Below are 11985 nucleotides of genomic sequence, written 5' to 3'. Positions count from 1 at the left end.
GCGGCGCGCGACCGGAGACCATGAAATCGAAGAGCGTCCTTGTCATCGGGCTCGGCCGGTTCGGCACGTCGGTCGTCGAGACCCTGTGGAAGAACCGGGCCGAGGTCATCGCGGTCGACAACAACCCCGAGGCCGTCGACGCCGTGAAGGACAAGACCTCGGCCGCGTTCGTCGGCGACGCCACGGTCCACAAGGTGCTCGAGGGGATCGGCGCGCAGTACGCGGAGACCGCGATCGTGACGTTCGGCGAGCACTTCGAGCCGTCCGTGCTCTGCGTGGCCTCGCTCGTCCGGATGGGCGTGCGCGAGATCATCGCGCGCGCCGCCACCGATCGCCAGGCCGACATCCTGCGCGCCGTCGGCGCGACCCGCGTCATCCAGATCGAGACCGAGATGGGTCGCCGCGTCGGCGCCGACATCACCATGCCGCTCGCGCAGGACCTCCTCGACCTCGCGAGCCACTACCGCGTCGTCCCCTGGAACGCCCACGGGCCGCTCGTCGGACAGACGCTCGCCGGCTCGAAGATCCGCCAGCGGTACCGGATCAACGTGCTCGGCGTGCGGCCGCACACGACAAAGCGGCCCGGCGACAAGCTGCGGCTCGAGGCACCCACACCGGACTACGTGATCCGGGACGGCGACACGCTGCTGCTCGTGGGCGACAGCGACGACGTGAGCCGGTTCGTGGCCGAGCTCGGCGGCTGAGCGGGCCGCGCGCAGCCGGAGAGCGCGCCATCCGCGGACGCGCGCGGCGCCCGATCCCGGGAGCACGGTCCCGGCTGCCGTATGCGTCTTCTCACCTCGGCGTCGCCATGCGAAAGGGCGAGCCGCATGGCTTCCACAGCGTCCCCTGCGATGCACCTCCTCGTCTCCGGAACGCTGCTGCTCGCGGTCGCGATGACCGGCAGCACAGCGCTCGCGCAGCCCGCCGGCGCGCCTCCGCCCGCGCCTCCTCCGGCCGCCGAGGGCGACTCGGGCGGCGCCTCCGTTCCGCGCGGCGGCGCCGGCGCGGTCGTCGTCCCCGAGCCGGGCACAGCCCCGCCGGCGCCCGTCGCCGTCAGCGCGCCCACGCTGATCACGTACTCCCCGCCCGCGTATCCGATCGAGGCCCAGCGCGCCGGCGTCGAGGGGAGCGTCATCCTCAAGCTCGACATCGACCGGACCGGGCGCGTGACAAAGGCCGAGGTCGCGACGCCGGGCGGGCACGGCTTCGACGAGGCCGCGCTCGCGGCCGCGCCCGGCCTCCAGTTCGAGCCGGCGCGGCGCCCGGACGGCACGCCGGCCGCGTCGCGCATCCTCTACCGCTACGCGTTCACGCTCACGCCCAAGCCCGCCGACGCGGCCGCACCGGCGCCGCCCGCCGACGTCGAGACGGTGGTCGGGACCGTCATGGCGGCGGACACCGGCGAGCCGCTGCCGGACATCGCGATCAGCCTCCATCGCCCCGACGGCGGTCGTGAGGACGCGAAGACCGACCAGAGCGGCAAGTTCCGCTTCAAGAATCTCCCTCCCGGCAAGTACCGGGTCGAGGTCACCGCCCCCGGCTTCGAGCCGTTCGCGGCCGACGAGGAGATCGCGCCGGACGAGGCGATCGAGGTGCGCTACCGGATCGGGCTCGCGAAGCCCAGGGGCGGCGCGCCGGCGGGCATCGAGGTGACCGTGCAGGGGGAACGGCCGCCGCGCGAGGTGACCCGGAGGACGATCGAGCGCCGCGAGGTCGACCGCATCCCCGGGACCGGCGGCGACGCGCTGCGCTCGCTGCAGAGCCTGCCGGGCGTCGCGCGCAGCGGCTTCGGGCTGCTCATCGTGCGCGGGTCCGCGCCGCAGGACACGCTCACGTTCATCGACCGCACGCCCGTGCCGCTCATCTACCACTTCGGCGGCCTCTCCTCGGTCGTGCCGACCGAGATGCTCGAGAAGATCGACTTCTATCCGGGCAACTTCAGCGCCGTGTACGGCCGCGCCATGGGCGGCATCGTCGACGTCGGGCTCCGTTCGCCGAAGCAGGACGGCAAGTATCACGGCGTCGTCCAGCTCGATCTCATCGACGGGCGCGTGCTCCTCGAGGGGCCGGTCCCGTACCTCAAGGACTGGACGTTCATCGCGGCGGGCCGCCGCAGCTGGGTCGACGCGTGGCTCGGGCCCGTGCTCAGGGAGGCGGGCACCACGGTGACGCAGGCGCCGGTCTATTACGATTACCAGTTCGTGCTCGAGGGTCGTCCCTCCCCGAACGAGCGCGTGCGCGCGAGCTTCTACGGCTCGGACGACGCCTTCGAGATCCTCCTCGACGAGCCGCCGGAGGACGAGCCGGCGCTCACGGGCGATTTCGGGCTGCACACCGCCTTTCAGCGCCTCCAGTTCAGCTACGAGAACCGCCTGGGGAGCCGGGACCGGCTCCTGTGGACCCTGGCCCTCGGCCGGGAGATCGGCGAGATCGTCGTCTCTCCCCTCACCTTCAGCGTCGAGTCGAGGTCGCTCGACCTCCGGCTGGAGCTCTCGCACCGGTTCGCGAAGTACCTCACGATGAACGTCGGGAGCGACCTCTCGGGCGGCTTCGTCACGGTCAATATCCACGCGCCGGCGCGGCAGCCCGCCGGCCATCCGTCGAACCAGCCATTCTCGACGTACCCGTCCGAGGATCAATCGCTCGAAGGCGTGTACTCCCGGCCGGCCGCCTACGCCGAGCTCGAGATCGTCCCCACGCCGCGCGCGCGGCTCGTCCCCGGGGTGCGGGTCGACTATGCGCTCGACACGCGGTCGCTCGATGTGAGCCCGAGGATCAACGGGCGCTACGACATCCAGAGCGACTTTCCGCGGACGACGGCCAAGGGGGGCGTGGGGCTCTATTACCAGGCGCCTCAGTTCCGCGAGAGCCTCGAGCCGTTTGGCACCGCGGGGCTCAGGTCGAACCGCGCCGTCCACTACGGCCTCGGCGTGGAGCAGGAGATCACGCGCCAGATCGACGTGACGGTGGACGGGTTCTACAAGCAGCTCGATCGACTGGTGGTCTTCTCGCCGGAGGCGGACGGCTTCGCCAACATCGGCACCGGGTACGCCGTGGGCGGGGAGGTGCTCCTGAAGTACAAGCCCGATGATCGCTTCTTCGGCTGGGCGGCCTACACGCTCTCGCGCTCCGTGCGCACGGACGGGCCCGGCGAGGAGGAGCACCTCATGCAGTACGATCAGACGCATGTGCTGACCATGCTTGGCAGCCTGCGGCTCGGCCGGGGCTGGGAGCTCGGCGCGCGCTTCCGCCTCGTGTCGGGCAACCTGCAGACGCCCTATGTCTGCGATCCGGAGAAGAAGGGGTGCAACCCGAACCGGGTGAACGCGATCTACCACGCGTCCTCGGCCAGGTACTCGCCCATGCCGCTCGGGGGTGACTACAGCGAGCGGATGCCGCTGTTCCACCAGCTCGACCTCCGCGCCGACAAGACGTGGAAGTTCAAGACGTGGCAGCTCGGCCTCTACCTCGACATCCAGAACGTCTACAACTACATGGCCGCGGAGGGCATCAGCTACAACTTCAACTACACGAAGCGGGAGTACGTGACGGGGCTCCCCTTCCTGCCCACGCTCGGGCTGCGAGGAGATTTCTGATGAAACGGACCGCACCGCCCGCGCGTCGCGCGCTGCTCGCCGCGCTCGCGACCCTGGGCCTGGGCATCCCCTGCTGCGCGGGGGGCAACTTCGCACCGTCGTCCGAGGTGGAGGGGCTCCGCGTCCTCGCGGTGACGGCGGACACCCCGTACGTGACGACGCCGCTCGGCGACGGCGTGACGTTCGAGATGACGTACGCCGACGCGCCCGGCGCCGGCGCCGGCCCGCGCCCGGTCGAGATCATGTGGCTGGGTGGCTGTGTGAACCCGCCTGTCGGGATCGACGAGCACATCGGGTGTCTGCCGCAGCTCCTCGGCGCGGCGCGGGAGTTCGCCCCCGGGGGCGCGGCGGAGAACGGCGAGAACGAGGAGACGGAGGGCGCGCCCAGGCTCTTCGATCGGGACGACCTGACCGCGGAGCAGAGCGGCGAGCCTGGCAAGGCCAGGTTCAAGATGGTCCTGCCCGACGACATCCTCGAGGGCGCACAGCCGACCGAGACCGGGAGCGTGTACTCGACGGCCTATGTGTTCTTCACCGTGTGCGCCGGCCGGACCCGCGTGGCGACGGCGCCGGCGGAGGCCGGGTTTCCGCTCGAGTGCGTCGGGACGGACGGGTCGGTGCTCGGCCCGGACAGCTTCGTCGTGGGCTACACGCAGGTGTACGTCTTCAGGGACAAGCGAACCAACACGAACCCGCCGATCGACGGGTTCACGCTGAAGCTCGAGGACAATGAGGTCACGCCGGGCGAGGGCGGTCTGCCCGTCGTGAAGCGGTGTGTTCGACCGGAAGCGCAGATCCAGGGCTGCGGCCCGGCGGACCCGGCAGACGACGAGTGCACGACGTACGAGATCGAGGCGCTCGTGCCGTCCGGCGCCGCCGAGGAGGACGTGGAGGCCGCCGGGCTCGGCGGGCCGCCGGTGCGCGAGGCGATCTGGGTCGACTATTACACGGACGGGGGCGGGTTCGACGGGGCGCGTCGCCTTGTGAGCGATACGGTGACGGGCGCCCGCGGCGGCAACGGGACCACGTGGACGCCGCCCTCGGAGCCGGGGCGCGTGTCGCTGTGGGCGGTGGTTCACGACACGCGGGGCGGCGCGAGCGTGATACGGCGGGAAGTGCAGGTGGAGTAGCGCTCGGATCGAGCTTGTGCCGGGGTGCGCGCTCCCGTACGCATCCCGTCATGCCGCCCCTCGATCTGCACGTCGCCTTGTTCGGCGCCTCCGGCGCCGGCAAGACGGTCCTCCTCGCGGCCTTCTACCGGGCGCAGACCCAGCCCTCGTTCCAGCAGGAGTACGCGTACAAGATCCAGGCGGTCAACAAGGCGCAGGGCAACCAGCTCCTCGGGCGCTTTTACCGCCTCGAAGACGGCAGGTTCCCGGACGGCAGCACGCGCTTCGACGAGTACGAGTTCGATTTCTTCCCGAGGGACCTGCCCGAGCCGGCGCTCCGCATCCACTGGTACGACTACCCCGGGCGCTGGTGGGAGGACGAGCCGGTCGACGCGGAGGAGCGGGAGGCGATGCGCCAGGGCCTGCTCCGGCTCGGCATGAGCCAGGTGGGCATCCTCCTCGCGGACGGCGCGAAGTACCGGAACGAGGGCACCGGGTACATCCGGTGGCTCTTCGAGCACTTCGCCGATGAGTGCGACCGGCTGCGCCGGGCGAGCGCCGCCACGGGCGACGAGGTGAGCTTCCCGCGGGAGTGGATCCTCGCCCTCAGCAAGGCCGACCTCTTCCCGCCGGACTACGCCGCGAGGGACTTCGAGCGCGAGGTCTGCCGGGACGCCGACGACCAGCTCGCGAAGCTCTGCTCGGTGCTCCGCGCGGAGCACGCGTTCGGACACCGCTTCATGCTGCTCTCGTCGGTCGCCGCCCCGGCCGACGCGCAGGTCGACCCGGGGACCTCGCTCGGCGTGCGCACCCTCGCCCCCGCGATCCTCGTGAGCACGGTCGAGGGCGCGGTCCGGGAGGCGCAGGCCGCGAGAAAGGAGAGGTCGACCGGAGAGACGTTCTTCCAGGGCCTGCGCGATCTCGTGCAGTTCGTCGACTCGCTCGACGACTTCCTCCCGAAGCGATACCAGATCGTGAGCAAGATCCTGCGGTTCATCTCGATCAAGGACTTCGCGACCACCCGGCTCGACCGGCTCAAGAAGGTGCGCGAGGACGCGATCCGGAAGGGCGACACCTTCACGGCGGTCCTGACCGCCATGGTCGCGGCCCTGCGCGACGACGAGGGAGCCCGCGCTTACCACCAGAACCAGTAGGGTCGTCATGCTCGTACGCGCGCCGCTGCCCCTCGTCGAGACATCGCGCCTCCTCTGGAGGACGCGCGGCGAGCACTGGGATTACGAGCTCATCTGCGTTCCCGAGATCCCGGCGCTCCCCGCCTGGCTCACGACGCTCGAGGCCATGATCGGCGACGCCGACGCGGGCGCCGGAGAGCCCCGCTATGGCCTGCTCGAGATCGACGGGCGCGGACCGGAGGAGCCGCGCGCCTATCCCTACGTGGCGGCGCGATTCCTCGATCCGGCGCGGAAGGACTGGACCGGACGGCAGGTCCAGCACTTCGCGGTCTGGTTCCCTCCGGTCCCGCCGGAGGCGGTCGAGTCGTTGCCCGGGGCGGTCCCCGCCGACTGGCACCTTCGCGTGCTCGACGGGCTCGCGGGGACGTACGGCTCGGGCGAGGTGTTCGGGCTCCCCGAGGCGGAGATCCGCGCCTGGAAGCGGAGCCATCAGGAGAGCCGGGCGGCGACCGCGCTGGCGATCGTCAAGCGCACGCCTCCGGTGGCGCTGCTCGGCGGCGAGGCCCTGCCCGCGCGGTGGAAGAGGGGGCCGACCGTAAAAAAAAAGTCCCCGGAGCCCCCGGGCGCGGCGGGCCTCGTGGTGGCGGGAGCGGGCCCTAGCGGCAAGGGCCGGCGATTCGGCTGCTTCACGATCGGCGCGATGATGCTCGTCGCCTTCTGTCAGCTGATGATCGCTTGCGGGGCGAGCTGAGGCGGCTTCGTCGACACCGTCGCTGAGCGGCTCGTCGACCCGCTGTACGCCTGGTCGTATCTCATCGCGCCGGCCTCGGGTGAACGACCATGACGGAGCGATCAGGCAGAGACGGTCACGCACAGAGAGACAGAGAGCATGGATGGGAGCGAGCCTCGTGAGCCAGACGAGATCGCGATTGACGTCGGGCACCTCGTCCCTCATGTCACCATGGCCTGCGCCACGAGCCGCCCTCGTGGCAACAGCCGCATCCAGCAGCTCAATCCGGGGCGGATCCTCCAGAGAAAGATGGCAAGGCCCGGCACCTCGACCGCCTCCTCACGCGCCATCGTCCGCATGGGCCGGCGCCGCTTCGCCCTCTTCATCTCCGCGCTGCTCGCCGCCGCCGGCCTCGCGGGGCACGTGATCCGCGGCCGGGCCGCCACGCCGCTCGACCGGTTCCTCGCCCTGTCCACGGTGCTCACCGGGGTGGGCGACCTCGCCCGGGACCACGCGCGGATCTACCTCGACTGCCTCCTCGCACGTCCGGAGCAGGCCGCGGCGCTCGAGGACCTCTATGCCAGGGCGGGGCTCGTCGGCGACGCTCCGGCGTGCACCCTCGATGAGCTGACCGCGCGGGGCGTCTTCGCCGACAGGCGCCTGCGGGCGCTCGCGGACGAGATCCTCCTGCTCTGGTACACGGGCGAGTACGACGCGGCCGACGGGCGCGCGCTGGCGACCTACGAGGGCTCGCTCGCGTGGAGATCGCTCCCTTACGCCAGCGCGCCGGGCACCTGCGGCGGGGCGATGGGGTTCTGGGGAGAGCCGCCCGCGGGATGAGGCGTCGGCGCGCGCTGCCGCCGCCCGGAAGGAGCTCTGTATGGGGGACAGGCTGCGAGCGGATGTGGTCATCGTGGGCGCGGGCATCGCGGGGACGCTGGCCGGCTACCGGCTCGCGAAGGCGGGCGCCAGGGTGCTTGTGCTGGAGTCGGGGCCGCGGGTCGACCGCGACAAGGCCGCCAGCGCGTTCCGGAGCGCCGTGGTCAAGACGCTGGAGGCCCCCTTTCCGCGCTCCGTGGCCGCGCCTGCGCCGCGCGAGAGCGCTCCCGGCGGGTACTACGTGCAGGAGGGCCCGGATCTCTTCAAGAGCACGTACCTGCGGGTCGTCGGCGGGACGACCTGGCACTGGCTCGGGACCGCCCTCCGCTTCCTGCCCGACGATCTCCGGATGAAGACCCTTCATGGAGTCGGCGTCGACTGGCCCATCGCGTACGACGCGCTCGAACCCTGGTACGTCGAGAGCGAGATCGAGATGGGCGTGGCCGGCGACGACAGCCTCGGCTCGCCGCGCAGCACGCCTTACCCGCTGGCGCCCATCCCCCACAGCTACTCGGATCTGCGCATCGCCGACAGGATCTCGGCCCTCGGCTATCGGGTGACCGCCACGGCGCAGGCGCGCAATAGCGCCGCGTACGACGGCCGGCCCGCGTGCTGCGGCAACAACTCCTGCATCCCGATCTGCCCGATCGTGGCCCGCTATGACGCCTCGGTGCACGTGAAGAAGGCCGAGCTGGCCGGCGTGCGGATCGTGGAAGAGGCTATCGCCACCGCCGTCGGCGTCGGCCCTGACGGACGCGTGTCACGTGTCCTGTTCAAGCGCCCGGACGGCACCGAGCACGAGGCCTCGGGCAAGGTCTACATCGTGGCGGCGCACGGGATCGAGACGCCGAAGCTGCTCCTGATGTCCCGGACCGACGCGCTGCCGGACGGGGTCGCGAACCGGAGCGGCCAGGTGGGGCGCAACCTCATGGATCACCCCATCCAGCTGAGCTGGGCGCTCGCCGGGGAAGCGCTCGGGCAGCCCCGCGGACCGCTCTCGACGGCGGGGATCGACGCCACGCGGAACAGCGCCTCTCGGGGGGTGCGCGCCGCGTTCCGGGTGGAGCTCGGCAACAGCGGGTGGCAGTGGCCGATCGGCGGGCCGGGGGTCGCCGCGGCCGATCTCGTGCGCAAGGGTCTACGGGGCAAGCAGCTCGCTGCCGAGCTCGCGTGGCATTGCACCCGGCAGCTCTGCGTGTCCAGCCTGATGGAGCAGCTCCCCGATCCCGACAACCGCGTCACGCCCGCCTTCGATCAGCGCGACGCGCTCGGGTTGCCGCGGCCGCGCCTTCATTACCGGGTCGACCCCTATACCCGCGACGGCATGGCGGCCGCGCGCGCGGTCCACGACCGGATCTTCGACGCGCTCGGGGTCACGTTCCGCGAGCACCGGCTCGAGCACGAGGGCGCCGGGCACGTCATGGGCACCTACCGGATGGGCGCCGACCCGAGCGCCTCGGTTGTCGACCCGGACCTGCGCGCGCACGACCACGACAACCTCTACCTGCTTGGCAGCGGCGTCTTCCCCACCGGCGGCGCCGTGAACCCCACGCTCACCATCGCCGCCCTCGCGCTGCGCGCCGCGCACTCCATCGCGACCGCGCTCGGGCGCTGACGCCGGGCGTCGAGACGCCTCCCTCTCAGCGCCCGCCGCCCCGCCGCAGATCCTCGAGCAGCGCCTCCACCACCCCCTCCTCGTGCACCGCGCGCCGCTCCTGGCGCATCGCCGCGCCGAGCTCGTCGTCCCAGAGCGCGGACATCACGGAGCTGTTCGGCCACGTCGACGCAACAGCCGTGCCGGCGCGGCTCTCCTGCACGACAGGAGGGTAACCTGGCGCGGCCTGCGCATCGCTGGGAGGATCGGCGGAGCATGGCGAAAGAATCGAGGATCGCGATCTATGGCGCCATCGGCGCCAACGTGGCGATCGCGGCGGTCAAGTTCATCGCCGCCGCCGTGACCGGCAGCTCGGCAATGCTCTCCGAGGGCGTGCACTCCGTCGTCGATACCGCAGACGGGCTCCTCCTCCTGCTCGGCAAGCACCGGAGCGCCCGACCGCCTGACGCCGATCATCCGTTCGGCCACGGCAAGGAGCTCTATTTCTGGACGCTGATCGTCGCCATCATGATCTTCGCCGCAGGCGGCGGCGTCTCGATCTACGAAGGGATCTTGCACCTCTTGCACCCGCGCCCGATCGAGGATCCAACGTGGAACTACGTTGTCCTCGGCGCAGCGGCCGTCTTCGAGGGAACGTCGCTCGCCATCTCGGTCCACGAGTTCAAGAGAAAAGCAGGACAGGGCTACCTCGCGGCAATGCGGTCCAGCAAGGACCCGACGACGTTCACGATCGTCCTGGAGGACTCCGCCGCGCTCGCCGGGCTCGCCATCGCCTTCCTCGGCGTCTGGCTCGGGCACCGCCTGGGAAACCCCTATCTTGACGGGGCGGCGTCGATCGGTATCGGCCTCGTGCTCGCGGCGGTCGCGGTCTTCCTCGCCAGCCAGAGCCACGGGCTCCTCGTGGGGGAGAGCGCGGACAGGGAGCTCCTCGCCGCGGTCCGCGCGCTCGCCGAGGCGGATCCTGGCGTGTCGGCGGTGGGGCCGCCGATGACGATGCACTTCGGGCCGCACGATGTCCTGGTCGTGCTTCGCATCGAGTTCGACTCCGCGCTCACGGCCTCCGGGGTGGCGGAGGCGATCGAGCGCATCGAAGCGCGGATACGGAGCCAGCGACCCGATGTGAAGCACATCTACGTCGAGGCCGGGTCGCTCGGCCGGCGCGCGGGGCCATGACGCGTCCGTGGAGCGACCGCTCGCGGCCTCCGCCATCCTCGGCGGCGCCCGGGCTCAGGTAGCCTTGCCTCGCCCTCGCAGCAGGGCGCGCCTGGCGGGCAAACCGCGCAGACGTCGTCCTTCGACGTGAGGTACACAGGTTGCAAGTCGTCGTGCCGTCTCGCGAGGTCCGGGAGCGCCTTCGCGTCCAACCTCGCGCTGGCTGGCTGGGGAGGCGCCGAGCGCGCCAGGAACACCCCCTGGATCCCCGCCGCCGTGGCGGCCAAAGCGGCCGTCGAGGCGGCCGTGTCCGGATGGCTCCTCGTCCAGATGCGAAGGCGGGAGAGGGCCTGGTGCGCGTACTGCCTCGTCGCCATGGCGGCCAACATGGCCGTGTTCGCGCTCTCGCTCCCGGAAGGGTGGGCGGCGCTGGGGAAGGCGCGAGCGCGCTCGTGACAGGACGGCGCGGTCGTCGCGCCCATGATCTACGTCCGGGTGGTGGCCGGATTTGAACACGAAGGCGGGAAGAAAAGATCAATGATCTTCCTGGTAGAGTAGCCCCCGGACCCGTCGGTCCGGGGGGCCCTCGCCAGATCCGGACAAGGAGATTTCCACCATCCGGCTCTTCCGCCGAGAGGGGGGCTCAGCGCCGATTTCGCGTCCAGGGGGGCACGAGCGAGCCGAAGGCGCCGTGCGAGCGGCGCTCAGCCAAGAGAGTGCGGTTTAAACTACAATTGGCTGACGCCCAGAGCGTCACGAAGGCGCACGCCCCCCTTACCGCCCACGATCATTTCGGCTGGTTCCATGCTCAATTGAGCGAGCGGGCGAGCTGCGAGCACGCCGGCACGTGCAGGGTCGTGCCCCGACCCGACCGGGCCAATCTTCCCGGAGCGAGGATCAGCGCGCAGCGCAGCCACGGCGTTCGCCAGCTCGCCAAGTGCGGAACGTGCTCCAGCACATAGCGGCGCATCAGGTTGGCCGTCAGCAGCTTCAGCAGCAGCGCGGCATGATTGGCGTTGAAGCAGTGGCTCGGCACGCGACCGCACCCCCACCCGTGCTTGAGCTCGCCAATGAGCGGCTCGATGCCCGCGCGCAGGTCATACCGCGCCGCGACGTCTTCCGGCGCTTCGACCGGCTCGTTGGTCAAAAAGACCTGTACCGTGTAGTCGAGCCCCTCCCAAAGGTAGATCTGTTTGCCATTCTCCCGGTCGCGTGTGCGTACGGCGATGCATCAAGGCGCTGCAATCCCCCGCGCCATCGATCCGTACGTAGATGGCCGCGCTCGGAGCTGCGGCGCGCGCGCGTTCAATGCACTCCTCGACGAAGGGCACATCGGCTTCGCCGAAGCTCGTGTCGCCCGGTCGCAGCTTGGCTCCGACGATGGCGTCGGCCTCGGCGATCCGCGCCAGGATCGGATGATAGCTCGGCCGGCCGTGGTAGCGCGGGTTCGGGCCCGGCCGCGCCCCCTCCTGCATTCCGAAGAGCGGCTCCACGGTGGTGTCGACGTCGATATGCACGAATCGGTGCTTTCGGCGAGCAACCAGGGCAAGCCCGTGAGCGACGACCATGCTGTGCAGCGCCTCGAGCGCATCGTCGTCGAAGCGGCACAGGTCGCGGTCGACGGTGTCGATACTCGGGACGACCCCGCCGGCGCACCTTGGAGGTGCTCGGCGTGTGCCTTCGTTTGGTCATAGCAACCCGGACGGGTCGCCACGCCGAGCCTTTCTTTCAAGGTGTTCCTTTTACTGCGCCGGATTTCTCACGCCCC

General features: G+C 70.8%; 10 protein-coding genes and 1 pseudogene. 9 read left to right on the top strand and 2 right to left on the bottom strand.

Features of this window, described 5'->3' with window-relative positions:
* Positions 1–20: 20 nt before the first annotated feature.
* From WMF17_RS16995 to WMF17_RS16965, 7 genes are all read left to right on the top strand, one after another.
* Entirely contained in the window at positions 21–704 is a 684-nt protein-coding gene (locus WMF17_RS16995; RefSeq protein ID WP_437603125.1) for a potassium channel family protein, read from the top strand.
* A gap of 126 nt (positions 705–830) precedes the next feature.
* Positions 831–3599, top strand: a complete 2769-nt coding sequence (locus tag WMF17_RS16990) for a TonB-dependent receptor domain-containing protein (protein ID WP_437650476.1) — start codon at positions 831–833, stop codon at positions 3597–3599.
* Positions 3599–4729 (top strand): hypothetical protein, encoded by a 1131-nt coding sequence (locus WMF17_RS16985; protein ID WP_437650475.1) that lies wholly within the window; start codon positions 3599–3601, stop codon positions 4727–4729. Before WMF17_RS16990 ends, WMF17_RS16985 begins: the two co-directional genes overlap by 1 nt.
* 50 nt (positions 4730–4779) lie before the next feature.
* Positions 4780–5862: a hypothetical protein gene (locus WMF17_RS16980; RefSeq protein WP_437650474.1), complete on the top strand. Its 1083-nt coding sequence runs from the start codon at positions 4780–4782 to the stop codon at positions 5860–5862.
* Between the two features lie 7 nt (positions 5863–5869).
* Positions 5870–6592, top strand: a complete 723-nt coding sequence (locus WMF17_RS16975) for a hypothetical protein (protein ID WP_437650473.1) — start codon at positions 5870–5872, stop codon at positions 6590–6592.
* A gap of 288 nt (positions 6593–6880) precedes the next feature.
* Positions 6881–7411 (top strand): sugar dehydrogenase complex small subunit, encoded by a 531-nt coding sequence (locus WMF17_RS16970; protein ID WP_437650472.1) that lies wholly within the window; start codon positions 6881–6883, stop codon positions 7409–7411.
* A gap of 40 nt (positions 7412–7451) precedes the next feature.
* Positions 7452–9065, top strand: coding sequence for a GMC family oxidoreductase (locus WMF17_RS16965; protein WP_437650471.1), 1614 nt, complete (start codon positions 7452–7454; stop codon positions 9063–9065).
* A gap of 25 nt (positions 9066–9090) precedes the next feature.
* Here WMF17_RS16965 and WMF17_RS16960 read toward each other — a convergent pair whose 3' ends face one another.
* Positions 9091–9267, bottom strand: a complete 177-nt coding sequence (locus tag WMF17_RS16960; protein ID WP_437650470.1) for a DUF2399 domain-containing protein — start codon at positions 9265–9267, stop codon at positions 9091–9093.
* 53 nt (positions 9268–9320) lie between these two features.
* On the opposite strand from WMF17_RS16960, the gene WMF17_RS16955 reads away from it, so the two are divergent.
* A complete protein-coding gene (locus WMF17_RS16955; protein ID WP_437650469.1) occupies positions 9321–10238 on the top strand; it encodes a cation diffusion facilitator family transporter in 918 nt (305 codons plus the stop codon).
* Between the two features lie 126 nt (positions 10239–10364).
* Entirely contained in the window at positions 10365–10673 is a 309-nt protein-coding gene (locus WMF17_RS16950) for a vitamin K epoxide reductase family protein (RefSeq protein WP_437603115.1), read from the top strand.
* Positions 10674–11025: 352 nt separating this feature from the next.
* On the opposite strand, the pseudogene WMF17_RS16945 reads toward WMF17_RS16950, so the two are convergent.
* Positions 11026–11875 (bottom strand): annotated as a pseudogene (locus WMF17_RS16945) (transposase); the annotation flags it as partial.
* Positions 11876–11985 lie beyond the last annotated feature (110 nt).

The sequence above is a fragment of the Sorangium sp. So ce362 genome (assembly GCF_051519845.1).
Taxonomy (GTDB): Bacteria; Myxococcota_A; Polyangia; order Polyangiales; family Polyangiaceae; genus Sorangium.
The sequence above is the reverse complement of the archived record's forward strand: the minus strand, read 5'-3'. Positions and strand labels throughout refer to the sequence as shown.

What these genes read in the sequence shown, in the direction of transcription:
- WMF17_RS16995 (WP_437603125.1), top strand. Translation starts at nt 21, where the DNA reads ATGAAATCGAAGAGCGTCCTTGTCATCGGGCTCGGCCGGTTCGGCACG.
- WMF17_RS16990 (WP_437650476.1), top strand. Translation starts at nt 831, where the DNA reads ATGGCTTCCACAGCGTCCCCTGCGATGCACCTCCTCGTCTCCGGAACG.
- WMF17_RS16985 (WP_437650475.1), top strand. Translation starts at nt 3,599, where the DNA reads ATGAAACGGACCGCACCGCCCGCGCGTCGCGCGCTGCTCGCCGCGCTC.
- WMF17_RS16980 (WP_437650474.1), top strand. Translation starts at nt 4,780, where the DNA reads ATGCCGCCCCTCGATCTGCACGTCGCCTTGTTCGGCGCCTCCGGCGCC.
- WMF17_RS16975 (WP_437650473.1), top strand. Translation starts at nt 5,870, where the DNA reads ATGCTCGTACGCGCGCCGCTGCCCCTCGTCGAGACATCGCGCCTCCTC.
- WMF17_RS16970 (WP_437650472.1), top strand. Translation starts at nt 6,881, where the DNA reads ATGGCAAGGCCCGGCACCTCGACCGCCTCCTCACGCGCCATCGTCCGC.
- WMF17_RS16965 (WP_437650471.1), top strand. Translation starts at nt 7,452, where the DNA reads ATGGGGGACAGGCTGCGAGCGGATGTGGTCATCGTGGGCGCGGGCATC.
- WMF17_RS16955 (WP_437650469.1), top strand. Translation starts at nt 9,321, where the DNA reads ATGGCGAAAGAATCGAGGATCGCGATCTATGGCGCCATCGGCGCCAAC.